General features: G+C 69.9%; 20 protein-coding genes. 13 read left to right on the top strand and 7 right to left on the bottom strand.

What is annotated here, in order from left to right; all coding sequences use genetic code 11:
• Window positions 1-68 precede the first annotated feature (68 nt).
• Window positions 69-3368 (top strand): arabinosyltransferase domain-containing protein, encoded by a 3300-nt coding sequence (locus AC07FN_RS23400; protein WP_478397534.1) that lies wholly within the window; start codon window positions 69-71, stop codon window positions 3366-3368.
• A 96-nt stretch (window positions 3369-3464) separates the two neighbouring features.
• Here AC07FN_RS23400 and AC07FN_RS23395 read toward each other — a convergent pair whose 3' ends face one another.
• A complete protein-coding gene (locus AC07FN_RS23395; RefSeq protein ID WP_478397533.1) occupies window positions 3465-3980 on the bottom strand; it encodes an LppP/LprE family lipoprotein in 516 nt (171 codons plus the stop codon).
• Window positions 3981-4243: 263 nt separating this feature from the next.
• Between AC07FN_RS23395 and AC07FN_RS23390 the strand changes: the two genes are divergently transcribed.
• Window positions 4244-4504 carry a hypothetical protein gene (locus tag AC07FN_RS23390; RefSeq protein ID WP_452613530.1) on the top strand — a complete coding sequence of 87 codons (261 nt, stop codon included), beginning with the start codon at window positions 4244-4246 and terminating at the stop codon, window positions 4502-4504.
• Window positions 4505-4718: 214 nt separating this feature from the next.
• Here the strand turns inward: AC07FN_RS23390 and AC07FN_RS23385 are convergent, their stop codons facing one another.
• Window positions 4719-5156 carry a GtrA family protein gene (locus AC07FN_RS23385; protein WP_132479208.1) on the bottom strand — a complete coding sequence of 146 codons (438 nt, stop codon included), beginning with the start codon at window positions 5154-5156 and terminating at the stop codon, window positions 4719-4721.
• A 184-nt stretch (window positions 5157-5340) separates the two neighbouring features.
• On the opposite strand from AC07FN_RS23385, the gene AC07FN_RS23380 reads away from it, so the two are divergent.
• From AC07FN_RS23380 to AC07FN_RS23360, 5 genes are all read left to right on the top strand, one after another.
• Entirely contained in the window at window positions 5341-6705 is a 1365-nt protein-coding gene (locus AC07FN_RS23380; RefSeq protein WP_478397532.1) for an FAD-binding oxidoreductase, read from the top strand.
• On the top strand, window positions 6705-8066 hold the full coding sequence (locus AC07FN_RS23375; RefSeq protein WP_478397531.1) for an FAD-binding protein: 1362 nt from the start codon (window positions 6705-6707) through the stop codon (window positions 8064-8066). Before AC07FN_RS23380 ends, AC07FN_RS23375 begins: the two co-directional genes overlap by 1 nt.
• Window positions 8063-8824 carry a decaprenylphospho-beta-D-erythro-pentofuranosid-2-ulose 2-reductase gene (locus AC07FN_RS23370; RefSeq protein WP_478397530.1) on the top strand — a complete coding sequence of 254 codons (762 nt, stop codon included), beginning with the start codon at window positions 8063-8065 and terminating at the stop codon, window positions 8822-8824. Before AC07FN_RS23375 ends, AC07FN_RS23370 begins: the two co-directional genes overlap by 4 nt.
• 271 nt (window positions 8825-9095) lie before the next feature.
• Window positions 9096-9926 carry a hypothetical protein gene (locus AC07FN_RS23365; RefSeq protein WP_478397529.1) on the top strand — a complete coding sequence of 277 codons (831 nt, stop codon included), beginning with the start codon at window positions 9096-9098 and terminating at the stop codon, window positions 9924-9926.
• 317 nt (window positions 9927-10243) lie between these two features.
• On the top strand, window positions 10244-11545 hold the full coding sequence (locus AC07FN_RS23360; protein ID WP_478397528.1) for a hypothetical protein: 1302 nt from the start codon (window positions 10244-10246) through the stop codon (window positions 11543-11545).
• Between the two features lie 117 nt (window positions 11546-11662).
• Here the strand turns inward: AC07FN_RS23360 and AC07FN_RS23355 are convergent, their stop codons facing one another.
• Window positions 11663-13138, bottom strand: a complete 1476-nt coding sequence (locus tag AC07FN_RS23355) for a hypothetical protein (protein ID WP_478397527.1) — start codon at window positions 13136-13138, stop codon at window positions 11663-11665.
• Between the two features lie 187 nt (window positions 13139-13325).
• On the opposite strand from AC07FN_RS23355, the gene AC07FN_RS23350 reads away from it, so the two are divergent.
• The 5 genes from AC07FN_RS23350 (at window position 13326) to AC07FN_RS23330 (ending at window position 19817) form a co-directional block, all read left to right on the top strand.
• On the top strand, window positions 13326-16499 hold the full coding sequence (locus AC07FN_RS23350) for an arabinosyltransferase domain-containing protein (RefSeq protein ID WP_478397526.1): 3174 nt from the start codon (window positions 13326-13328) through the stop codon (window positions 16497-16499).
• A gap of 413 nt (window positions 16500-16912) precedes the next feature.
• Window positions 16913-17926 carry a glycosyltransferase family 2 protein gene (locus tag AC07FN_RS23345; RefSeq protein ID WP_478397525.1) on the top strand — a complete coding sequence of 338 codons (1014 nt, stop codon included), beginning with the start codon at window positions 16913-16915 and terminating at the stop codon, window positions 17924-17926.
• Window positions 17913-18320 (top strand): GtrA family protein, encoded by a 408-nt coding sequence (locus AC07FN_RS23340; protein ID WP_363899998.1) that lies wholly within the window; start codon window positions 17913-17915, stop codon window positions 18318-18320. The genes AC07FN_RS23345 and AC07FN_RS23340 overlap by 14 nt, the downstream gene beginning before the upstream one ends.
• A complete protein-coding gene (locus AC07FN_RS23335) occupies window positions 18317-19585 on the top strand; it encodes an NAD(P)/FAD-dependent oxidoreductase (RefSeq protein ID WP_478397524.1) in 1269 nt (422 codons plus the stop codon). The genes AC07FN_RS23340 and AC07FN_RS23335 overlap by 4 nt, the downstream gene beginning before the upstream one ends.
• Before the next feature lie 7 nt (window positions 19586-19592).
• Complete coding sequence (locus AC07FN_RS23330) at window positions 19593-19817, top strand: hypothetical protein (protein ID WP_478397523.1); 225 nt, start codon at window positions 19593-19595, stop codon at window positions 19815-19817.
• A gap of 111 nt (window positions 19818-19928) precedes the next feature.
• Here the strand turns inward: AC07FN_RS23330 and AC07FN_RS23325 are convergent, their stop codons facing one another.
• Together AC07FN_RS23325 and AC07FN_RS23320 are read right to left on the bottom strand one after the other, a co-directional pair.
• Window positions 19929-20687, bottom strand: a complete 759-nt coding sequence (locus AC07FN_RS23325) for an SDR family NAD(P)-dependent oxidoreductase (protein WP_478397522.1) — start codon at window positions 20685-20687, stop codon at window positions 19929-19931.
• 20 nt (window positions 20688-20707) lie between these two features.
• Entirely contained in the window at window positions 20708-21478 is a 771-nt protein-coding gene (locus AC07FN_RS23320) for an SDR family oxidoreductase (protein ID WP_478397521.1), read from the bottom strand.
• Window positions 21479-21578: 100 nt separating this feature from the next.
• Here AC07FN_RS23320 and AC07FN_RS23315 point away from each other — a divergent pair, with 100 nt between their 5' ends.
• Window positions 21579-22403, top strand: a complete 825-nt coding sequence (locus tag AC07FN_RS23315; RefSeq protein WP_478397520.1) for a helix-turn-helix transcriptional regulator — start codon at window positions 21579-21581, stop codon at window positions 22401-22403.
• A gap of 272 nt (window positions 22404-22675) precedes the next feature.
• Here AC07FN_RS23315 and AC07FN_RS23310 read toward each other — a convergent pair whose 3' ends face one another.
• Window positions 22676-24262, bottom strand: coding sequence for an alkaline phosphatase D family protein (locus AC07FN_RS23310; protein WP_478397519.1), 1587 nt, complete (start codon window positions 24260-24262; stop codon window positions 22676-22678).
• 83 nt (window positions 24263-24345) lie between these two features.
• Window positions 24346-24903 (bottom strand): Uma2 family endonuclease, encoded by a 558-nt coding sequence (locus AC07FN_RS23305; protein ID WP_478397518.1) that lies wholly within the window; start codon window positions 24901-24903, stop codon window positions 24346-24348.
• Between the last annotated feature and the right edge of the window lie 86 nt (window positions 24904-24989).

The raw sequence follows: 24989 nt of genomic DNA, 5'->3' as shown, positions 1-24989 counted from the left end.
GAGTGGTGGTTCGCACACCGGCCGAATGCCGCGAAGGGGCTCGGACCAGCGGCTACTATCCTCCACCCGTGCTCAGTGGCCAGGAAGAAAGCCGCCGAACGGACGATGCTTCGGCGCAATCCGAGACCGAACGCCGGCAACCCTCCGCCAAGCGGCTGAAGCTGTTCGCGTCGATCTTCGGGCTGCTCGGCACGGTGCTCGCACTGGCGGTGCCGTTCCTCCCCGTCAACCACAACATCACGACGCTGAAGTGGCCGACGGCGGAAGGCACCAAGTCGGTGTCGGCCCCGTTGGTGAGCTACTCGCCGGTGTGGCTGAACGCCGAGGTGCCGTGCGCCGCCGTGCGCAGCCTGGACGCCCGCACCAACGGTCCGGCAACGGTGCTGAGCACGAACCCACCGACGTCGGATTACGGCAAGCTGACCGGCCTCACGCTGCAGGTCGACAACGGCCACCTGACGATGCTGACCAAGGGCCAGCAGGTGGGCACGGTGCCGCTGCCCGACGGCGACTGCTCGTTCTCGCTGCACTCCGACGCGTACGGCACCACGGCCAGCGTCGGCGCCGAGTCGCTGGCGAACCTGCGCGGCGACCAGCGCCCGCAGCTGACCGGCATCTACTCCGGGCTCAACGACGGCATCGACGACGTGCGCGGCCTGTCCTTCGAGGCCCGCGTCGACAACCGCTACGAGAGCCAGGCGACCACGATCAAGGGCGTCGCGATGGTGCTCGCGGTGCTGGCGTTCATCGGCTCCGTGGTCTGCCTGCGGCGGCTGGACGTGCGCGCCGGCCGGCGCCCGCCGAAGTGGGCTCCCGCCGGTTGGTGGAAGCCGACGTTCCGCGACGCCTCGGTGATCGGAGCGCTGGTCGTCTGGTGGGTCATCGGCGCGATGACCTCGGACGACGGCTACATCCTGACCATCGCGCGGGCGCGCGAGAGCTTCGGCTACGTCAGCAACTACTTCCGCTGGTTCGGCGTTCCCGAGGCGCCGTTCGGCTGGTTCTACGAGCTGTACTCGCTGTGGGTGCAGGTCTCGACGGCGACGCCGTGGGTGCGGCTGCCCGCGCTGCTGATGGGCATCGTCAGCTGGTTGCTGATCAGCCGCGAGGTGCTGCCGCGGCTCGGCCAGCAGGTGCGGCGCAGCAACGCCGCAGGCTGGGCCGCCGCCGCGGTGTTCCTGGCGTTCTGGCTGCCCTACAACAACGGCCTGCGGCCCGAGCCGGTCGTGGTGCTGTTCTCGCTGCTGGCGCTGTGCTCGGTCGAGCGCGCCGTGGCGACCGGTCGGCTGATGCCCGCCGCGCTGGGCCTGGTCGTCGCGGCCCTGTCGGTCGGGGCGAACCCGCACGGCATGGTGTCCGTGCTGCCGTTCGTGGCGGCGCTGAAGCCGCTGTTCCGGCTGGTCCGCAAGCGGGCCCAGGAGTTCGGCTGGTTGCCGGTGCTGGCGCCGATCGCGGCCTCCGGGTTCGTGATCCTGACGCTGGTGTTCTCCGACCAGACGTGGCAGTCGGTCATGGACGCCACGAAGCTGCGCACCGAACTCGGCCCGAGCCAGAGCTGGTACGAGGAGCTCAGCCGCTACAACCTGCTGTTCAGCCAGACGCCGGACGGCTCGCTGACCCGCCGGTTCCCGGTGCTGCTGGTGATGCTCTGCCTGGCCACCTGCGCCGTGGTGCTGCTGCGGCGCGGCCGAATCCGGGGCGCGGCGCTCGGCCCGAGCCGGCGACTGCTCGCGGTCACCGCGCTGTCCTTCGTGGTGCTGGTCCTGACCCCCACCAAGTGGTCCCACCACTTCGGCATCTTCGCCGCCTTCGGCGGTGCCCTGGCGGCGCTGACCGCGCTGGCCACCAGCAGCACCGTGCTGCGCTCCCGGCGCAACCGGGCGGGCTTCCTCGCGATGCTCATGGTGATCCTGGCGTTCACGGCCACCGGCCCGAACGCCTGGTGGTACGTCTCGGGCTGGGGCGTGCCGTGGTTCAACATGCCGCCGGAGATCAGCGACTACAAGCTGAGCACGATCTTCCTCGTCGTCGCCGGGATCGCGCTGATCGTGGCGTTCATAGAGCACCTGCGCATCGACGAGAACAACCCGAAGGTCGTCGACGAGCGCTTCGGGCGCGAGGAGAAGCGCAGCCGCGCTCTGCGGCTGGGCACCGCGCCGCTATCGATCCTGTGCGCGCTGCTGGTGCTCTTCGAGCTCGCCAACTTCGGCAAGGTCATCCAGAAGCAGTGGGGCAGCTACAGCCTCGGCTCGGACAACATCAAGCAGATCGTCGGCTCCAGCTGCGGCCTGTCCGATTACGTCTACGTGGAGACCAATCCCCAGTCCGGCATGCTGCGGGTGTCCGGCGAGCAGCCGGGCACCGCGGCGCCGTCGGAGGACCAGGACATCGGCATCCCGCCGAAGCGGCTGGAGGGCAAGGAGGACGCCGACCAGTACATGCGGGCCAAGATGGTCGGCTTCAACCGGCCCGGCCTGCCGCCCGACGACGGCGCAGGCATGCAGGAGAACGACTGGAAGCCGCCGCACCAGTTCGGCAACGACAACGCGCCGGTGTGGGGCAGCTACGACGCGGCCGGCCTCGGCACCGGCGAGCTGCGCACCCAGTGGTACGACCTGCCGGAGCGGGCGAAGACCGGCGAGGTGCCGGTGGTGCTCTCGCTGGCGGGCGCGGAGCTGGGCGCGAACTCGGTGGCGCTGGAGTTCGGCCGCGACACCGACGCCGGTTTCCTGGTCACCGAGCGCAAGTACGTGGTGCAGCAGCCCGGCCCGGCGTGGCGGGACTTCCGGTTCACCGTCGGCGGCAAGTCCGAGGGCGCCACCAAGATGCGCGTGGTGGCCACCGACAACTCGCTGGGCCCGAACGGCTGGGTCGCGGTGAGCGCGCCGCGGGCGCCGCAGCTGGTGAACATGACCGACTTCGTCCGGGACCAGCCGACGTTCGTGGAGTGGACGGCCGCGCTGGTGCACCCGTGCCTGCAGCTGCCGGGCGTGCACAACGGCATCGCCGAGATCCCGAAGTTCCGGGTGGCGGCCGGGGCCGAGGTGCGCGACATCGGGCAGGGCTGGTCGTCGCCGGACGCGGGCGGGCCGTTCGGCTGGCTCAACGTGTCGACCAGCATGCGCGAGCTGCCGACGTACCTGAAGAACAACATCCACCGGGACTGGGGCTCGCTGTACGCGGTCGACCCGTACGAGCCGGACGCGCTGCCCGCGCAGGCGGCGATGGACGTGCACCAGGAAACCCATTGGGGCACCTGGACGCCGGGCCCGCTGTCGAAGACGGTCCACCTGCCGGGAGACGTCCCGAGCAGTGACGACCGCAACGACGTGAAGGCCTTCGAGCCCCCGGAGGAAGAACCCGAGTAGTAGGGGCTTCCCCGTGCGGGGTCCCTGGAGGGAAGCACCAGCCTTCGGCCGCGCGCCGAAGCTGGTGCTTTCCGGTTCCGGGCTCAGCCCGGGTGATCAGTAGTCACCGGGGTAGTTCGGTTCGAAGCCGACCGGCGGCTGGGCGTCGAGCTGCCCGTTCTGCACCGTGATCGTGTACTGCGTCGGCGTGCCGCTCGGGCAGCAGCTCGGATCGCCGGCGGCGTACACCGGGAACTCCACCCGCACCGCCTTGCCGTCCTGCGACAGGATCTTCACCAGGCCGACGTCCACCCGGTGCACCAACTGCTGCCCGTCGAAGAAGAAGACCGCCTGGCAGCGGCCGTTGGCGCTGCCCGTGCAGATCGCGTGGATCGCCCGGATCGGCCCGCTGAGCCGGCCTTCCGGCGGATCCGGGGTGAACCCCTGCCCCTCGATCAGCGCCAGCGCCGCGGCGAGGTCGAAGGGATCGGGCACCGGGGCGGGCTGCGCCGTCGTCCGGGTCGGCGACGCGGTCGGTGCGGGCTGATCGGCCGGAGCCGACGGCGGCGCACCGCACCCGGCGAGCAGAGCGGCGAGCAGGGGCAACGCCCCGACGAGATGACGACGACGCATCACAGAAGAACCTCCACGTTCGCAGGCGAACGACCGCCCACGCCTATCCCGTTCGACGCAGGCACCGGAAATCGGTTCCGCCCGGCCGAAGCGGGTACGCCGTGAGCGAAAAGCGCCGGTGGGACCGGGTTCTCGAATCCGCTCAGGGTGAAATCGGGTGTTCGGGCACGGGGATTCGTGGTCGGCTGGGGCGTGGAAGCCCTCGCGCTGCGGGGAAACTCCGCCTCGGCGGGTCGTCGGGGCGGCTGCGATTGGGAGATCCGATGCCCGAGACACGTCCCGGACTCGTGCTGCACCTCGCCGGAGCCAGCCAGCCGCTGCACATCGCGCTCGAACCGGCCGAGGCCGACGCGCTCCGCGACGTGCTCGCCGACCTGATGGCCAACGGCAGCACGAAGTCGCTCACCACCGCCGACGGCGGCCGCTTCGCGGTGAACTTCGCGCACGTGGCGACGGCGCACTTCGAAGGGACCCGCTCCGACGCCTACGGCGCCCCGGCCCGCGGCACCGGCTTCCGCAACTGACACCGCCGCCGGGCTCTGGCTGGTCTCTCCGCAGTTTCAATTGAAACTGGGGAACAACGGCGTGTCGCACCCCGACACGCCCGTGCCTGTGGACAACTCCCGCAATTTCAATGGAAATCGAACCTCTGATTTCCATTGAAATTGCGGACCACCGGGGAACCGGGCCCGGGGCCGTGACCAGAACCGGGGCCGGGCCCGGGCCGGAACCGTGACGTCAGTCGCGGAAGACGACCCACTTGAGCATCACGAAGTTGATCAGGGTGCCCAGACCCTGCGCGACGATCCAGCACACCGCGTAGCGGAGCTGGTCGTTGAAGTCGGGCAGCGTTTGGTACAGCAGCTCGTTGGTGCCCACGTTGACGAAGAAGGTCACGGTGTAGACGACCGCGAACCCGACCGCCTTCGCCTTGGCGTTGCCCGTGCTCGCGCCGCTGAACGTGAACTTCCGGTTGATCAGGTAGGAAGCCGTGGTGCCGAGGATGAACGACACGGCCTTGGAAGCCCAGTTCGGCAAGCCCAGCGAAAGCAGGAGCGCGTAGACCCCGGCATCGATGATGGCGCAGAAACCGCCGATGGCCACGAAGCGGAAGAGCTGGTTGAAGACGCCTAGGCGCTTCTGTTCGGTCTGGGCTGCGGGTTCGGCCACGGCCACTGGTTCACCTCGGGATCCGACGACAGGGCATTCGGTACCTGGGGCACCCGGCTGGACGCCGAAGACGTGGGAGATCGAACTCCGCGAACGTCCCAGAAGAGTGTAGCGATGACGCATCGCACACCGCCGGGGACCGGATGTACCCGCCCGTATCGGCCGCTCCAGCGCGGATAGACTCGGCTGGGTGGGATCGGTAAAGGACGAGCTTCAGACGCTGACCGGCTGGGGGCGCACCGCGCCCACCAGGGCGCACGTCGTCAGCACCCCGGACGTCGAGGCGATCGCCAAGGCGGTCCGCGAGGCCGGTGAGCGCGGCGTCATCGCGCGCGGCCTGGGCCGCAGCTACGGCGACCCGTCGCAGAACGCGGGCGGCACCGTCATCGACATGACCGCCCTCGACCGGGTGCACCAGATCGACGTCGACAACGCGATCGTCGTCGTCGACGCGGGCGTGTCGTTGGACACGCTGATGCGCCGGCTGCTGCCGCACGGCCTGTGGATCCCGGTGCTGCCGGGCACCCGCCAGGTCACCATCGGCGGCGCCATCGGCTCGGACATCCACGGCAAGAACCACCACTCGCAGGGCTCGTTCGGCAGCCATGTGCTGTCGCTGGACCTGCTCACCGCCGACGGCGAGGTCCGCACGCTGACCCCGGACAGCGAGGGCGCCGAGCTGTTCTGGGCCACGGTCGGCGGCATGGGCCTGACCGGCATCATCACCAGGGCGACGATCAAGCTCAAGCGCGTCGAGACCGCGTACTTCCTGGTCGACAACGTGCAGACGAAGAACCTCGACGAGCTGATCGAGCACTTCACCGACGGCTCCGACGACAACTACGTCTACTCGGTCGCCTGGTTCGACTCGCTGGCCCGCGGCGACAAGCTGGGCCGCGCGCTGCTGACCCGCGGCAACTCGGCCCGGATCGAGGACCTGCCGAAGAAGCTGCGCAAGGATCCGCTGAAGTTCAACGCGCCGCAGCTGATGACCGCCCCGCCGATCTTCCCCAACGGCCTGGTGAACAAGTTCACCATCACCGCGTTCAACGAGGTCTGGTACCGCAAGGCACCGACGAAGTTCGGCCTCGTGCAGAACATCACCCAGTTCTTCCACCCGCTTGACCTCGTCGGCGAGTGGAACCGGGTCTACGGCTCGAACGGCTTCCTGCAGTACCAGTTCATGGTGCCCTTCGGGCAGGAGGCGATGTTCCGCCGCTCGATCGACAAGATCAGCTCGTCCGGCCACGTGTCGTTCCTGAACGTGCTCAAGACCTTCGGCGAGGGCAACCAGGCGCCGATGTCGTTCCCGCGCAAGGGCTGGACGCTGACCGTCGACATCCCGATCACGCCGGGCCTGGACCGGTTGTGCCGGGAGCTCGACGAGATGGTGCTGAACGCGGGCGGCCGGTTGTACCTGGCCAAGGAGTCCCGCACGTCGGCCGAGATGATCGAGCAGATGTACCCGCGGATCGAGGAGTGGCGGAAGATCCGCGCCTCGGTCGACCCGGAGGGCATCTTCCGCTCCGACCTCTCCCGGAGGCTCAGTCTCTGATGACCGCGTTCGAAACCAAGGAACTCTTCGGCTGGGGCCGCACCGCGCCGACTCAGGCTCGCCTGCTGAGCACCACCGACGTCGGGAAGATCGCCGAGGCGGTGCGCACGGCCGATGAGCGCGGCGTCCTCGCCCGCGGCCTGGGCCGCAGCTACGGCGACGTCGCGCAGAACGCCGGTGGCGTGGTCGTCGACATGACCCGGCTGAACCGGATCCACGACATCGACCCGGACACCGCGATCGTGGACGTGGACGCCGGCGTCAGCCTGGACCAGCTGATTAAGGCGGCGCTGCCGCACGGCCTGTGGGTCCCGGTGCTGCCGGGCACCCGGCAGGTGACCATCGGCGGCGCGATCGCCAACGACATCCACGGCAAGAACCACCACAGCGCGGGCAGCTTCGGCAACCACGTGCTGTCGATGGACCTGATCACCGCGGACGGGCAGGTCCGGACGGTGACGCCGGACGGCGACGAGTCGGACCTGTTCTGGGCGACCGTGGCGGGCATCGGCCTCACCGGCATCATCACCCGGGCCAAGATCAAGATGACCCGGACCGAGACCGCGTACTTCGTGGCCGACCTCGAGCGCACCGACAACCTCGACGAGACGTTGGAACTGGTGAGCAACGGTTCCGAGGACAAGTACACGTACTCCTCGGGCTGGTTCGACGCCATCTCCACCGGCCCCAAGCTGGGCCGCGCCGCGTTCAGCCGCGGCTCGCTGGCCAAGCTGGACGAGCTGCCGCCGAAGCTGCGCGCGGACCCGCTGAAGTTCGACGCGCCCAAGCTGGCGACGCTGCCCGACGTGTTCCCCAACGGGCTGGCCAACAAGCTGACCTTCAGCGCGCTCGGCGAGGCGTGGTTCCGCAAGTCGCCCAAGCGCAAGCTCGGCGTGGTGGAGAACCTGACCGCCTTCTACCACCCGCTGGACATGTTCGGCGAGTGGAACCGGGCCTACGGCTCCAAGGGCTTCCTCCAGTACCAGTTCAGCACGCCGCTGAACGCGCACGAGGACCTGCGCCGGATCCTGCTGCGGATCGCGCACTCCGGGCACTACTCGTTCCTCAACGTCTTCAAGCAGATGGGCGAGGGCAACCGGGCGCCGCTGTCGTTCCCGCACCCCGGCTGGATGGTCTGCGTCGACTTCCCGATCAAGCCGGGCCTCTCCCGCCTGTGCTCCGATCTCGACGAGATGGTGCTCGGCATCGGCGGTCGGCTCTACACCGCGAAGGACTCGCGGACCACGGCGGAGACGTTCCACCAGATGTATCCGCGAGTCGACGAGTTCCGCAAGATTCGCCAATCCGTTGACCCCGAAGGCATTTTCGCTTCAGACATGAGCCGGAGGCTTGAGCTGTGATCGACGCCGTTGGAAACCCCCAGTCCCTGCTCGTGCTCGGCGGCACCTCCGACATCGCCTTGGCGACGGCGCGGAAGTACGCCGAGCAGCGCCCGTTGCGCATCATCCTCGCGGACCGCCCGGAGGAGCAGGCGCGCTTGGACGAGGCCGCCGAGCAGCTGCGCAAGACCGGCAGCACGGTGTCGATCCTGACGTTCGACGCCCGCAAGCCGGAGACGCACGCCGAGGTCATCGACAAGGCCTTCGCCGACGGAGACGTCGACGTCACGCTGATCGCCTTCGGTATCCAGGGCGACAACGAGAAGGGCTGGACCGATGTCGAGGCGGCCCGCGCGGTGGCCGACATCAACTACCTGGCCCCGGTGTCGCTGGGCGTGCTGCTGGCCGAGAAGCTGCGCAAGCAGGGCCACGGCAACGTCGCGGTGATGTCCTCCCCCGCCGGTGAGCGCGCGCGGCGGTCGAACTTCGTCTACGGCTCCTCGAAGGCCGGCCTGGACATGTTCTTCTCCGGCCTGGGCTACGCGCTGGAGGAGCACGGCGTCAAGGTGACCGTCGTGCGGCCGAACTTCACGCACACCAAGCTCACCGAGGGCATGAAGGCCGCGCCGATGGCGAACACCCCGGAAAGCGTCGCCGAGGTGATCGTGAACGGCGTCCGCAAGGGCAGCCCGCTGGTGTACGCCCCCGCGCAGTTCCGGTTCGTGATGTCGATCCTGCGGCACGTGCCGCGCGCCATCTTCCGCCGCCTGCCGATCTGATCGGTTTTCCGCGGGGCCGCCGGGGCAACGCCTCGGCGGCCCTTCGACGTTGCGGGAAGCGTTGAGCGTTACGGGGATCCGGCTTCCGCAGTGCGCCGTCCGAGTGAAACCGCGGCATTCGGGGGAAAGGGACCCCTGCAATTCCGAGGGATTTCCCGCTCATTCGCCGTTGTGCGCGAAAACAGGGCGGCCGTCGTGAAGAATCGGGAATCAGAACGGGTGCGCACCACGATGGCACCGCCAACCCGATTCCGCGCCGCGTGAGGGACAGATGTCCGCCGAACAGCCGAGACGCTCCCGCGAGATCAAGCCCGATCACGTGATCCTGGCGTTCCGCGTGATCGCGCACCTGGTCTTCCCGTGGCTCGCCGCCAGGTTCGTGTACAAACCGCGCGTCGGGCGGCAACGACGGGACCGGGTGCTGGATCGGCTGGCGTTCTGGCGGTCGGCGGTCGGCCTGCTCGTCGTGCTGGTGACGACCAACGCCTACCTCTCGCCGTTCATGGTCCTGGGCGACAACTACGCCAAGGCGTTGCGCACCGCGGTATTCGCCATGCTGGCCGCGCCGCTGCCGTTCCTGGTACTGCTCGCCGTGACCCGATCCGGGTACCGCTACGAACTCCTCCCTGGCGGCCGTCGCATGCTGGGTCGGGGGGCGCTCGCACTGGCCGCGTTCGCGCTGCCGCTGGCCGTGCTCTTCGCCACCGACGGCGGCAGCTACGAGGTCACCACGCTGGCAGGGCTGCTCGTCGCGTTGATCGTGGTGGCCGTGATCGGCTGGTACGCGGCCTTCTGCCTCTGCACGCTCTACTGGGCCGCTCGCACCAGCTTCTGGATCAGCGAGATCCACCCGCTGCTAGCACCGGTCGCCTCGTCGTTCTTCGTGCTGCTGATCGCCGGGCAGGAGATCATCAGCCTCGACACCAAGGGCGTGCCCGCTCAGCTGTGGCTCGGGCTGAACCTCTGCGGGGTGGCCTCGACGTTGGTGCTCTCCGTCTTCGAGTACCGGCACGCCTGGTTGTCCGGTTACCGGTTCCGCGGTGGACCGCGGCCGGTGGCCGCGCCGGCGCACCTGGATGGAACGGAGCCGGCCGGGCGGTAACGATAGGCGCAGAAATTTCGCTCCGGAGGCAACGTTTCGAGGCGCTCCGGCGATCATCGATGTGACGGCGCTGTTAAGGCGTTCCGTCCGATATGTGACTTCCCGACGCGCTTCGCGCAGAGGAAGCGCGGATGCCCGGCGAAGTGGGGTTCATCGGGTGCCCGTGTCCGTGGGTCCTCCACCTGCCCATAACGTCTGGAGGACCCACGGAACGCACCGATTCTGCCCGTCGGTCCGTTCAGGGGAAAACCGCGATTCCGGGCAACCTGCGGGGGTCTTTCGGCGATCACCAGATGACCTGACCGAAAGGGTTGCGAGTGAACGTCAAACGACTCGTGGCGGCCGTGGCCGCCACTGCAGCGATCACCGGGCTGGCCACCGCCGCGCCGGCGGTCGCGCAGACCGAACCGACGACCTCGGCGCCGAGCACGTCCGCCGAGGTCCCGAGCGAGCCGACCACCTCGGCACCCGTCGAGCCGACCACGTCCGCACCTGTCGAGCCGACGACTTCCGCGCCGTCCGAGCGGACGACATCGGCTCCTGCTGAGCAGACGACCTCGGCGCCGGGCGAAGCCGATCCGGGCGAGGGCGCGATCCAGCAGCGCTACGATTCGATGTCCGCCGAGGAGAAGGCGCAGGTCGGCGCGCCCGCCGGGCAGGAGGTCGTCGAGGACGAGGGCCTGCGCTGGCAGGACTTCGAGAACGCCCGCTTCTACTGGACTCCCGACACCGACGTGACGGTCGTGCGCGGGATGATCTACCTGGGGTACCTGGAGCGCGGCGGGCACGACGCGCTGGGCGTGCCGATCACCGACGAACTGGCCAGCAGCGGCGGCGGCCGGTACAGCGACTTCCTGACCCGCGACGGCGTGATCCACTCGGCCATCTACTGGTCGACGCGCACCGGGGGACACCTGGTCGTGGGCCCGATCCTGGAGCACTTCCGCGAGCTCGGCGAGGACGCCCGCTTCGGCTACCCGGCGACCGACACGCGGCTCACGCCGGACGGTTTCGGCGCCTACAACCACTTCCTGACGCCGAACGCCCAGCACGAGGACGCGTCGATCTACTGGACGCAGCCGTCCGGGGCGAACGCGGTGCAGGGCGCGATCCGGGAGAAGTGGGCGGCCACCGGCTGGGAGCGCGGCCCGCTGGGCTTCCCGGTCACCGACGAGCTGTCCACACCGGACGGTGTGGGGCGCTACAACCGGTTCAACGGCGACGGCACCTTCCCGGCCGGGATCGTGTGGAGCCCGCAGACCGGCGCGCACTCGGTGCAGGGCGTGATCGCGCAGCGCTACATCGAGCTGAGCGGCCCGGCGGGCGTGCTCGGCTACCCGACCACCGATGAGCTCGGCACGCCCGACGGGCGGGGCCGCTTCAACCACTTCACCGGCACCGGCGGGGCGTCGATCTACTGGACGCCGCAGACCGGCGCGCACGAGGTGTACGGCGGCATCCGCGCCCGCTGGTCGCAGCTCGGCTGGGAGCGCTCCTACCTGGGCTATCCGGTGACGGGCGAGCACGACGTCCCGCAGGGCCGGGCGAGCGAGTTCGAGCACGGCTTCATCGAGTGGCACAGCGACTCCGGCGCGGTCATCGACATCCCGAAGGGCTGAGCAGGGGCGGGCAACCGGAGATCGGCGGGGCGATTTCCGGTTGCCCGCACGCGTGCTTCGAATTCGTGGCCGACTTCGAGACCGCCATTTCGACGTGCGCGGACAACGTGACCGGCGTCAGCGGGGTTCGAGGACCAGGTGGGCGTGTTCCGCCCAGGTCGACCCGATGTCCCAGCGCGGGTCCGGGCCCGGGCCGGGTTCGCGGCGGAGGACCACGTCGATCGGGCGCGGTTCGGTCGGGGTGAAGTGGCGGTAGTTGAACTCCAGCAGCGCGCGGACGAACGGCGTCGCGTCGGCCAGCCGCCGCTCGATCTGCGGCGCGAGGTAGCCGCGGTCGGAGAAGGTGTCGACGATCGCGCAGTCGCAGAAGTACGCGAGCGCGCCGATCTCGCCCGGGCTGGTGACCGTGCGGTCGCCGACGAGGCGTCCGAGGTCGGTGCCGATCCGCTCGTACTCGGCCGCCGTCGCCCAGTTCGTCATGATCGCCGCCTCGCGCCACGGCAGGCCGTGCTGGACGGCGAACCAGAGCTGCGCCGCGAGCACCGCGCACCCGGCCAACCCCGCCAACGACCACCGCGCCGCAACCGCGCCGATGCCTCCGGCCAGCAACAACGACAGCCCGATCAGGCTCGGCGCGTAGTACCAGTGGTACGGCGGAACGCCCATGAGCGTGTAGACGTAGTAGTGCGCGACCGCGCCGAGCCCGATCAGCGCCCACGGCCACAGCGACACGGCGCGGCGGAACGCCCGCAGCACACACGCGATCGGTAAGCACACCAGGCCGAGCACGGCCGGGATCAGCGAAACCACCACGGCCGTCGGGAAAACCCCGTGGTAGAGCTCCAGGCCGTTGCTGAAGTCCCAGTCGCCCCAGGACTTCTGCAGCTGCTTGATCACCAGCGTGTCCGGCACGGCCGAGCCGAAGTACAGCCAGCTGAACGCGAACCACGGCACCACGATCGCCGCGGCCGCCGACAACCAGCGCCACCAGCCGCGCCACAGGCCCGGCCGGCCGATCAGCACCACCAGCACGAACACGCCGAGGTCCAGCCGAGTCAGGGCGAGCAGCCCGGCGGCGACGCCGAACAGCACCGGCCGGCGTTGCGCCGCCGCCAGCAGCAGCACGCCGAGCAGTGCCGAGGCGAGCGTCATCTCCAGGCCCACCGTCGAGAGCACCAGCGGGTTCGCCGCCACCAGCAACGCCCCCGCAGCTCCCGTCCAACCGGGGAAGCCACTGGTCCGCGCCGCGCTGCGGAGCGACACCGCGAGCAGGACGTTGGCCAGCACGAACACCACGCCCAGCGCCACGACCGGCTGCCGCACCACCTCCGTGACCGCGGCGAGCACCAGCACGTTCAGCGGCGCGGTCGCGGAATTCGAGACTTCGGCGCCGATCAGCCCCCAGTGGCCGTGGAACGCCAGGTTCCGGGCATAGCTCAGCGTGATGTAGCTGTCGTCGATGAGTGCGCTGTGGACGACCCAGAACAGCGCGCCGGCCACGACGCCGACCACCAGCGGCATCCAGAACCAGCCCGCGGACCGAGTCCGCTCCCGCTGCTCCTCCGCGACCGCAACTTCCGCAACGCCCACCATGTGCCCGCTCCTGTCTGTCCGACAGGTGCACGCCGGAGCGGGGCGACGGGTTGCCCGCCGCGGGCAACCCGCGCGGCGCCCCGATCGTCAATCGGCTGGACGAATTCGGCGCGCCGCCGCCATGCGTCGCGCGCAGCGTTGGCCAGGATTGAGCAGGCGAGGAAGATTCCGATCTGCGAGGAGCGCGGTGAAGTACTTGAGCAGTCCGGCACAGCTCGATCCGCCGGCCGAGCCGCAGACCGACGGAACCGGCGCCGACCGCCCGCGGCGCTCCCGCGCAGGCCTGTGGGTGGTGCACCTCCTGGCGTGCTGCATCGGCATCGTCGGGCTCGGCTGCGCGCTCGCGCTGCCGTTCGCGCCCGTCTGGGTGGATCGCACCGAGGTGAGCTGGCCGGCCGCCGAGGCCCGGTCCACCACGGCGTTCTTCGCGCCCTACCGGCCCGCGTCGTTCGACGCGTCCGTGCCGTGCCCGGTGCTGCGCGCCGCGCTCGACCGGCCGGGGCGGACGACCGTGCTGACCACCCTGCCGCCGGGCAGCGACCGCGAAGGCCTGGTCCTGACCACCCGCGACGGCAAGCCGGAGCTCGTCCTCGACCAGCACCAGATCCCGCTGCCGCCCGGCACCTGCGAGCTGTCGATCCACGCGGACTCGACGCGTTCCGCGGTGACCGCGGGCGGCCGCCCGCCGATCGTGCTGCCCGGCATGGCGGCGCCGGAGATCTTCACCTTCGCCACCGACCTCGAACCCGAGGAGCTCGCCGGGATCTCGGTCACCGCGCGCACCTTCTCCTGGTTCGACACCTCGCCGACCGACATCAAGAGCACCCTGATCACGACCACGCTGGTGCTCGCGCTCGTGTCGCTGGCCCTGCTGTTCGTCCACGCCCCGCCCGCCCTCGGTCGGATCCGCGTGTCGCCGCTGCTCCTACCGGTCGACGCGCTGGTCGCGGCGGTGCTGGCGGGCTGGCTGGTGATCGGGCCGCTCACCGACGACGACGGCTTCGCGATGATGACCGTCCGCAACTACGACGACGCCGGCGACATCGGCAACTACTACCGCTGGTTCAACGCCTCCGAGACGCCGTTCACGCTGGTCCAGCACCTGATGCGGTGGGTGTCGGAGGAAAGCCTCGCGCCCGCCTGGCTGCGCGTGCCCAGCGCGATCGCCGGGCTGCTGACCTGGCTCGTCGTCAGCCGCGGCATCGTCCTGCCGGTGTGCCGGGGCACCCGGCGCCTGCCGCTGCACCTGCTCACCGCGGTGTTCTTCCTGGCCTGCTGGCTGCCGTTCGGGCTGGGCATCCGGCCGGAGCCGTTCGTCGCGCTGGGCACGTCCGCGCTGGTCGCGGCGCTGCTGAAGATGGACCGGACGCGCGCGCCGCACTTCTGGCTGGGCGTCGCCGCGCTGACCGCCGGGCTGACGGTGTCCGTCACGCCGACCGGTGTGAGCGCGCTGCTCACCGTGCTCGTGTTCGCGCCGCGCATCTGGCGGGTGCTCGCGCAGCGCGGCACCCTGCCGCGGTGGGTCAGCCTGCCCACGCGCGTCGTGCTGCTCGGCTGCGTGGGCGCGGTCGGCCTGGTGGCGATGTTCGCCGACTCGACGCTCAACGGCGTCCGGAGCGCGACCGCGATCCACGACGAGTTCGGGCCGAGCCTCGGCTGGTACCAGGAGATCGACCGGTACGCGAACCTGCTGGGCACCAACATCTGGGGCACCGCCACCAAGCGGCTGGTCGTGTTCCTTGTGGTGGCCGGCGTGCTGATCGCGGCGGCGTGCGCGATGCGCCAGGTGCACCGCTGGACCGAGCTGCCCGACCTGCCGATGGTGCTCGGCTCCGTCGTCGCGGTCCTGGTCACGCTGTGGTTGACGCCGTCGAAGTGGACCCACCACTTCGGTGCGCTCGCCGGGGTCGGCTCGGCGCTGCTCGCGGTGACCGTCGTGCTGCTGGGGCGGATCGGCAGGATAGAGCGGGCCAGGCGCGAGGCGCGGCTGGTCGGCGTGTTCGGCGGGATCGCCGCATCGGTGGCCGCGGCCCTGGCGTTCATGGGGCCGAACGTGTGGCCGATGCAGTCCGACCTGGCGATGCCGTGGTCCGACACGCCCGTCCGGCCGGGCCTGCCGCTGGACAACCCGGCGCTCTGGCTCGCCGCCGGCGCGGCCGTCGGCGTGCTCGCCTTCTGCTTCGTCCGGATCCGCGCGACGCTGTCGCGGCCCACCCCTCGCGGTCTCATGTGGACGGTCATGCCGATGTCGGTGCTCGGGTCGGCGGCGCTGGCCTCGGTGGCGGTGCTGATCGGATCGTTCATCGCCGCGCCGCAGACGATGGGCGACCGCTTCTCCATCGCGCGGATGAACTCGCAGAGCATCCGGGGCAGCAGCTGCGGGCTGGAGAACGAGATCGAGGCGCTGCCGATCGCCGAGCGGCTCGCGCCGATCGCCGGGACCGCCGACCTCGACGGCTTCACCTCGGCCGGTGGGCCGCCGCAGGAGCCCGACCTGCGCGAAGAGCACCCCGGCGAGCCGCTGCTGGCGAAGCGGCCCGACGACCCGAAGGCCCCCGAGGGCGAGGTGGCGACGACGGCGGCGAGCCAGTTCGCCTGGACCAGCACGGCGGGCGGGCCGCAGACGACCGGCTCGCTGACCTCGGCCTGGTTCGGCCTGCCCGGCCTCACCGCCGACCAGGCGCTGTCGGTGTGGGTGTCCGGCCGGCCCGAGCAGGGCAACTCGCTGGCACTGGAGTTCGGCACCGCGGCGGGGCCGGTGGCGACGCGCGAGCTGCGCGATCCACCGCCCACCGAGCTGCCGTTCGACGACCCGCGCCACGGCAGGCCGATCGACTGGCGAGACTTCCGCGGCTGGCGGCTGCTCACCGTCGAGCCCGGGCAGATCCCGGCCGGGGCCGACCGGGTCCGGGTGCTCGCCGAGGACCGCACCACCGACCAGCAGGGCTGGCTGACGGTCAGCGGCCCGGCGGTGCGGGACGTGGTGCCGCTGCGGCAGGCGCTCGCGGAGCGGGAACCGGTGCTGATCGACTGGACGATGAGCTTCGTGTTCCCCTGCCTGTCCGACTACCCGCGGGTGTCGCACGGCGTCGCCGGCGCCCCTCGGATGCTGATCACGCCGCCCCTCGGCGAGGGATCGATGGCGTTCGGGCCCGACATCGGCGGCGTGTTCGCCGGGGTTCCGATGCTCTCCCAGCGCTACGAGCTGCCCAGCCGCCTGCGCGACGCCCCCGGCAACACCTGGGGCCACGTCCTCTACGCGCGCTACTCGATCGAACGCGACGCGTACGCGACGACGCAGCACCGCGAGCGGATCGGCGGCGCCGCAGGCGATCCGGCCTACCCCTTCGAGGAGCACTGACCGTTTCAGCTGGTCAGGGCCCGTGCGTACGTTGTGCTGCCAGAGCGGCGCAAAGTACGCACGGCCCCGGGAGCCGTCGATCACGATCACTCCGACGGCATCGACACCGCCCGATCGGGCGCATTGTTTCGGCGCGCCGGGCGGAGTCGAGGCCGTTACCCTTGCGGCGGTTTTCGCACCGTGATCGGCGCAGGAGCACTGGGGGTAGCGGTGGCGATCTCGATCTGCTCGTCTCTCCGGCCGGCCGACGGCAATTCCACCGAAGCGCCCGTGACCGGGCCGTCCGAGGCCGGAAGAACCCTCGACTACGCCGAACGTGACCACCTGATCGGGGTGGATTACCCGTTGCAGGGCAACGACCTCGGCGCGCGGAGCGTTCCTGTTCCACGGTGGGGTTGGCGAGGGGAGTGGCCATGGCCGACACGATGCACCAGCGGGTCCGGGTTCCGGTCCCGCAACAGCAGCGGAGAACCACCGGCGAGGGCGCGCCGCCGCTGATCTCGTACGTGCTGCCGGTCTACAACGAGGTCGCGGGCATCAAGCGGTTCCACGAGGAGCTCACCGCGGCCACCGCCACCCGGGCCGAGTTCGACTACGAGTTCGTCTACGTCAACGACGGCTCCTCGGACGGTTCGCTGGGCGTCCTGAAGGACGTCGCCAAGAACGACCCGCGGGTGCGGGTGGTGGACTTCGCCCGCAACTTCGGCCACCAGATCGCCATCACCGCCGGGCTGGACCACGCCGGCGGCGACGCGGTGATCGTGATGGACACCGACCTGCAGGACCCGCCGCAGGTCAGCCTGGAGCTGATCGACGCGTGGCAGGACGGCGCGGAGATCGTGTCCGCCCGGCGGCGCACCCGCCGCGACACGCCGTTCAAGCGCGCCACCGCGCACACCTACTACCGGGTGCTGCGGCGCTGCGCCGAGGTGGACATCCCGGTCGACACCGGCGACTTCCGGCTGCTCGACCGGCGGGCCGCCGAGGAGCTGCGGGGCTTCCGGGAGCGCAGCCGGTTCATCCGCGGCATGGTCGCGTCGATGGGCTTCGAGCAGCGGGAGGTGCTGTTCGACCGCGACGAGCGGGTGGCGGGCGAGACCAAATACCCGATGCGCAAGATGCTGCGGCTGGCGGCCGACGGGGTCACCAGCTTCTCCACGGTGCCGCTCAAGCTGATCACCCGGATCGGCTTCATCACCCTGGTCCTGGCGATGCTCGGCATCGTCTACGCGGTGGCGCTGCGGCTGTTCTTCCCCGCGATCACCGTCTCCGGGTGGACCATGCTGATGGTCGCGATGCTGTTCCTCGGCGGGCTGCAGATGGTGTCGCTGGGCGTCATCGGCAGCTACGTCGGCCGGATCTACCACGAGGTGCAGCAGCGCCCCCTCTACATCGTGCGGAACGTGGTATCGCATGACGAAGACTGAGCACGTCGAGGCCCGCGACCGGCTGATCAGCCGGTCGCTGCTGCTGTACGCGGTGATCGGCGCGAGCGGCGTGCTGCTGGACTACCTGCTGTTCCTGCTGCTGTTCAACGCGGCCGGGCTGCACGAGCAGCTCGCGAACGCGATCAGCACGACGGCCGGGATCACCAACAACTTCGTGCTCAACACGCTGTTCAACTTCCGCAAGCGGGACCGGATCGCGGTTCGGTTCCTGCGGTTCTACGCCGTCGGCGTCGCCGGGATCGGCCTGACGTTCGTGCTGCTCCAGGTGTTCTCCGGCTGGCTGGGCATCGACCCGAACCTGGTCAAGGCCGGTTCGCTGCCGGTGGTGCTGATCTTCCAGTACTCGATCAACAAGAAGTGGAGCTTCGGATGAGGGTGGGCATCGTCGGGGCGGGCGCGACCGGGCTGACCGCGGCGTTCGACGCGGTGAAGGCCGGGCACGAAGTGACGGTGCTGGAGGCGTCCGCGGAGCTGGGCGGGCTGGCGGCGTCGATCGAGGTCGGCGGGACGCCGCTGGAGCGCTTCTACCACCACAGCTTCCGGACCGACCGCGCGATGATCGAGCTCGTCGAGGAGCTCGGGCTCGGGCACCTGCTGCGCTTCCACCGGCCCAGCACCGGCGTGTACGTCGACGGGGAGCTGCACGACTTCGGCACGCCGCAGGAGATGCTGCGGTTCCCGAAGTTCTCGCTGCTGGACCGGTTCCGCTTCGGGGCGTCCTCGGCGGCGCTGAAGTTCGTCCGGAACGGACAGCGGTTCAACTCGGTGCGGGCGCTGGACTGGATGCGCCGCTGGGCCGGGCCGCGGGTCACCGAGAAGATCTGGGAACCGCTGCTGACCGGCAAGTTCGGCGGCCACGCGGAGCAGATCTCGATGGCCTGGCTGTGGGCGCGGATCCACTACCGCACCTTCGAACTCGGTTACGTGCACGGCGGTTTCGAGCAGGTGTACCGGGCGCTGCTGGACGCGGTGACCGAGCGCGGCGGGAAGATCGAGTTCGGCAAGCCGGTCGAGACGATCCGCCAGCCGGGGGCGACGGTGCTGGTGGGCGCCCGGGACGGCAGCAGCTACGAGTTCGACCGGCTGATCGTGACGGTCCCGCAGCCGGTGTTCGCGGAGGCGGCGGGCATCGACGCCGACAACGTGCTGTGGCAGAACCAGTACCTCGGCGCGACCTGCTTCATCCTGGAGTGCGACCGCAGCGTCATCCCGCACTACTGGCTGAACATCAACGACACCGCGTTCCCGTTCCTGGCGGTCGTCGAGCACACGAACATGGTCGACCGCAGCGAGTACGGCGGCCGGCACGTCGTGTACGTCGGCAACTACGTGCCGCGCGGCGACTGGCGGTTCACCACCGATCCGGCCGAGCTGCTGGAGCGCTACATCCCGTGGCTGCGCAAGCTGAACCCGGACTTCGACCGCTCCTGGATCCTGGACTGGCACTTCTCCAAGGCGGGCTTCGCCCAACCGATCGTGACGCCGCAGTACCGCGCCCTGATCCCGGGCCACCGGACGACGATGCCGGGAGTGACCCTGGCGACGATGTCCCAGATCTACCCCCAGGACCGAGGCCAGTCCTACGCCATCGCAATGGCCCACGAAGTAACCCGCCACCTCGGCCTCAACCACGGCTGACGGCCGGGTGCAGGACACCCCTCCACACTTCGGCGGCCCGGAGGCGGACCGCTTGCTGCGGGACGGCGGTCGCAACATCCGGATCGACACCGTCGCGGTGCATCCCGGCGTGGCGAACTACCAGGCCACCGCCGGCATCACCGGTGCCGCGTCCGGCAACTCCTACGTCGCCACGCTCGAACTGACCGAACGCGACGACACCTGGCTGATCATCTACACGCACGAGACCTGAACGGTGGCGCGCAGCCCGGCGAGGCTGCGCGCCACCCTCGTCACGAGCGAGGTGCCCGATTCGCCGATGTGCGACGGGGCAGCGCGGCTGATCCCGCGGCGGGCGGGGCGCTTACTGGGCGGTGAATCCGCCGTCCACGGCGATGAGGGCGCCGGTGATGAAGCTCGCCGCGTCGGAGACGAGGAATGCGACCGCCTCGGCCACTTCTTCGGGGCGTCCGATGCGGCCGATCGGGTGCGCTCCGCCGAAGGAGGCGAGCATCTCGCGTCCGTTCTCCACGACACCTTCCATGATGTCGGTGTCGATCACCCCGGGGAGCACTGCGTTGGAGCGGATTCCCTTGCGGCCGCCTTCGATCGCGAGCACGCGGGTGATCTGGGCCAGGGCTCCCTTCGATGCGGCGTAAGCGGTCTGGGTCTCGAAGGCGACGACCGACGAGACCGACGCGATCGAGACGATGGCACCGCCTCCGGCCGCTTCCATCGCGCGGAACGCCTCGCGCGCCTGCACGAAGTTGCCGCGCGCGTTGACGCGCAGGATGGACTCGAAGTCCTCCACGGTGGTCTCGGTGATCGGCTTGTTCAGGGTTCGGCCCGCGTTGTTGACGAGGATGTCGAGCCGTCCGAACCGATCGGCGGCCAACTCCATGGTCTCTCGTGCGAGCTCCTCGTCTGCGACGTCGCCGACGAGCGCGGCCACGTGGTCCGGGTCGGCGAGCTCCTCGACGGCCTCGGAGCAGTCGGTGACGACCAGGCGGGCGCCGCGCTCGCGCAGCAGCAGGGCGGTGGCGCGGCCGATGCCGCGAGCGGCTCCGGTGATGACCGCGACGCGGCCGGTGAGGTCCCAAGCGGTGGGGAGAGCGGTGGTCATGGATTCCTTCTCGTGATGGGTCAGCGTTGCCGGGCCGGGCGCACGACGATCTCGTTCACGTCGACGTCGCTCGACTGGTCCAGGGCGTACGACACGGCTCCGGCGATGGCGTCCGCGCCGATCGCGTGCGCGCGGTAGGTGCGCATCGCCTCGGCCGCACCGCTCTCGGTGATGGAGTCCGCGAGTTCGGAGGCGACCACCCCGGGAGAGATGGTCGTGACCCGGATCGTGGGGTCTGACTCCTGGCGCAGCCCCTCGGTGATCGCCCAGGCCGCGTACTTAGTGCCGGAGTACACGGCGCTGGTGGGCACGACCTGGTGGGCTCCGATGCTCGCGATCGTCACGAAGTGGCCCGATCCCTGAGCCGTGAAGTGCGGCAGGGCGGCGGCGATCCCGTGCAGGAGGCCGCGGACGTTCACGTCGACCATCCGGTCCCACTCGTCGACCAGCAGGCTGTCCAGCCGCGAAAGCGGCATGACGCCGGCGTTGTTGACAAGAACGTCGATGCGCCCGAACCGTTCGCGGGCCAGCGCGACGAACGCTTCGACGTCGGCCCGCTCCGTGACGTCCAGCCGCACCGGGTGGAGGCTGCCGCCCGAACTGCGGGCCGCCTGCCCGGTGCGCTCGGCCAGCGCCTGCAGCCGGTCTTCCCGGCGTGCTCCCGCGACCACGTGGTGGCCTCGGCCGAGCAAGCGGGACGCGATGGCCTCGCCGATCCCGCTGCTGGCGCCGGTGACGAGCACGACCTTGCCCTCGGCAGGATCGCGGTCCGGTGACTCGTTGGTGGACATGCCACGACGATGGCCGTCGCGGCATCCCGGCGGGAGGGCGCTGTCTTCATGGGAGCGCTGCACCCACGACATCGCCTGGCGCGGCCTTTACGCTGCTGACATGGCACGATCCGAACTCGGGGCCTACCTCAGCGACCGGCGGGCGCAGCTCGGCCCGGACGAGGTGAACCTCGCCAGCACCGGGCCCCGCCGGGTCCCCGGCCTGCGGCGCGAGGAAGTCGCACTGCTGGCAGGCATGAGCGTCGACTACTACATCCGCTTGGAGCAGGGGCGCGAGCGAACGCCCTCGGCGCAGGTCGTCGACGCCCTGGCCGTCGCTCTCCGGCTCGGCGAAGACGGCCGCCAGCACCTGTTCCGCCTGGCCGGGCTCAGCCCGCGCGACCGGGTCGCCGCGGTGCCCGACCGCGTCGACCCGAGCCTGTTGACCCTCATGTCGGCCTGGCCGAACAACCCGGCCATCGTCTACAACCGGGCCTACGACGTGCTGGCGTCCAACGCGATCGCGGACGCGCTCTTCCACGACTGGACGCACTCGCGCAACCTGATGCACGTCGTGTTCACCGACGCGGCGGCGCGGACGTTCTACCGGGACTGGTACGACGTCGCCCGCAACTCCGTCGCCGGCTTCCGCCTCGGCCACGGCAAAGCCCCGGACGACCCGCGGATCCAGCAGGTGCTCGGGGAGCTGCTGGCCGAGAGCCCCGAGTTCGCGGAGCTGTGGCGCAGCCACGACGCTCGCGGCAAGGCGCTGGAGCGCAAGCGCTTCGAGCATCGCGACGTCGGAGCGCTGACGCTGACCATACAGACCTTCGACGTCCGATCCAGCCCCGGGCAGGAGCTCGTCGTGTACCACGCCGAGCCGGGCTCGCCGAGCAGCGAAGCCCTCACCCTGCTCGGCACGCTCGCCGCCACCCAACGCGGCTAACGAAGAAGGATGCAGGATCGGTTTGCGTGCCTCGCCCAGTTTCAATTGAAACTGAACTCTTCCGGCGTGTCGGGCCACGACACGCCGGAACCTGTGGACAACTCCCGCAATTTCAATGGAAATCGGACCTCCGATTTCCATTGAAATTGCGGCACCACCGGTCGGCGGCGTTCGCGTTCCCTTGATGCGCGGTGATGGCGACGGGTATTAGGCCCCTAAGCCGGCCGATGAAGGTGGCGCGCAGCTCGGTGGAGCTGCGCGCCACCTCCGGGTCAGGCCTTGTTGAGGCCGGGTTTGCCGTCTTCGACCACGAACGACGCCAGGGTTTCCACCGGGGCGCCCGGCTTCGAGACGTAGGGGACCACTCGGTAGTCCGCCCGCAGCTCGCCCGCCGTGAACTTCGTCCGGATGTAGCCCCGCTGGTTGTTGTACAGGCGGATGTGCGGGTTCTCCGCCAGGTAGCCCTTCTCCTTGTTCGTCAGGTTCGGCGAGCCGTCGCCGCCGCTGGTGATCGACGTGGTCGTCAGCTCCGTGCCGACAACCACGTCGCCGTCGTGGATGTCGTTGGCCCAGTTGGTGTGCACGTCACCGGTGAGCACCACCGGGTTCCGGGTCTTCGCCTGCTCCCAGCCCTTGATGACGCGGGTCCGCGAGCCGACGTAGCCGTCCCAGGCGTCCGGGTTGTAGGCCTTGTCCGGGCCGTTGAGGTAGTCGATCTCGGCGAACATGACCTGCTGGCCGAGCACGTCCCACTTGGCGTTGGAGCTGCGCAGGCCGTGCAGCAGCCAGCGCTCCTGCTCGGCGCCGGTGAGGCTGCGCTTCGGATCCAGCCGGGCCGGGTCCTGGGTCGGGAACTTGTCGCCGCCGACCTGGTCGTCGCGGTACTGCCGGGTGTCGAGCATGTGGAACGTCGCCAACCGTCCCCATTGGACGCGGCGGTGCAGCCGGAGGTCGATGCCGTGCGGGATCTGCGCGCGGCGCAGCGGCATGTTCTCGTAGTAGGCCTGGAAGGCGGCCTTGCGGCGCTCCAGGAAGTTCGGCTGCGGGATCTCCGGCTTCTCGGGGATCTCGTCCGCCCAGTTGTTGTCCACCTCGTGGTCGTCCCACACCACGACCCACGGGGCCACCGCGTGCGCCTGCTGCAGGTCCGGGTCGGCCTTGTACTGGGCGTGCCGCTGGCGGTAGTTGGCCAGCGTCTCGGTCTCCGGTCCGGCGTGATCGCGCGGGTTGCCGCCCGGCGCGACGTAGACGCCGGCCTTGTACTCGTACTGGTAGTCGCCGAGGTGCAGCACCAGGTCGGGGTGCTCCTCGGCGAGGTGCCGGTAGGCGGTGAAGTAGCCGTGCTCGTACTGCGCGCAGGACGCGAACGCCATCGACAGGCTGGTCAGCGCGCCCGGCAGCGGCGCGGTGCGGGTGCGGCCGGTCGGCGAGAGCGAGCCCTCGGCGCGGAAGCGGTAGAAGTACTCGCGGTCCGGGCGCAGCCCGAACAGCTCGACGTGCACGCTGTGCCCCAGCTCCGGCGCGGCCTGCGCCTCGCCGCGCTGCACGACGCGCTTGAAGCTCTCGTCCTCGGCGACCTCCCACTGCACCGGGAAGGTCCGGTTCGGCATGCCGCCCATGCCGTCCTCGGCCAGCGGGTTCACCGCCAGGCGGGTCCACAGCACGACGCCGTCGGGCGCGGGGTCGCCGGACGCGACGCCGAGCGCGAAGACCTCGCCCCGCCGGGCGACGCCGGCGCCCGGCTGCGCGACCGCCGGCAACGCGACCACAGTGGACAGTGCGGCGGCACCCGCCAAGGTACCGCCGAGCAACACGCTGCGCCGCGAGACGCCGGTGGGTTCAGACAAGACGACCTCCATCGTTCGGGAAATGCCCCAACTCTCACCCCGAACGATGAAGGCACCCTGCCCACCGGGTGATCAGCAAATGAACAACCAACGCCTCACCGCGGCAACAACGCCGCAGGATCAACGGTCAACTGAGCCGGAGCCTCCAGATGCATGGTCGTCGCGCTTTCGGTGACCAGGAGGTAACGCCCGTTCTTGAGCTCGTACGCAGCCAGGCTGATCGGCTTTTCGAGATCGACGATCCAATAGTTGGGAATCCCGGCCTCCGCATACTCGGCGAACTTGAGGACTCGGTCGGTCCTCCCCGACCCTGGGGAAACCACCTCAATCGCCAGCACCACGTCCGACGCCCGGTATCGCGCGGGATTCTCCTTGGCCATTTCGACGGGGACCACGACAAGATCGGGAATTCGCACGGTCGCCAAGTGCTCGAACAGCACGACCTCGACTTCAGGCAGTGCGACAAGCGGCTTCGGGAGCTGCGCCCGCAATTGGAAACCAAGTTCCATCAAGGCCCACTGATGGTCGGACACCGGCCGAGGACTCACGTGCAGGGTCCCTTCGACGAGTTCAACGCGATGGCTGTTGTCCTCGGGAAGCTCGGCCCAGTCTTCCAGGGACAGCAGGTGGTCCGGCCACGCCACAGCGCTCATCGCGCCCTCCTCCTCAGGCCAGGTACCGGTACTTGACCATTGTGCCCTACTCACCCGATGGTGCCCCTGGTCAGCGGGTTGCGCCG

The sequence above is a fragment of the Saccharopolyspora sp. NPDC045941 genome, assembly GCF_056431445.1.
This window is presented reverse-complemented; position numbering and strand designations above follow the sequence as displayed.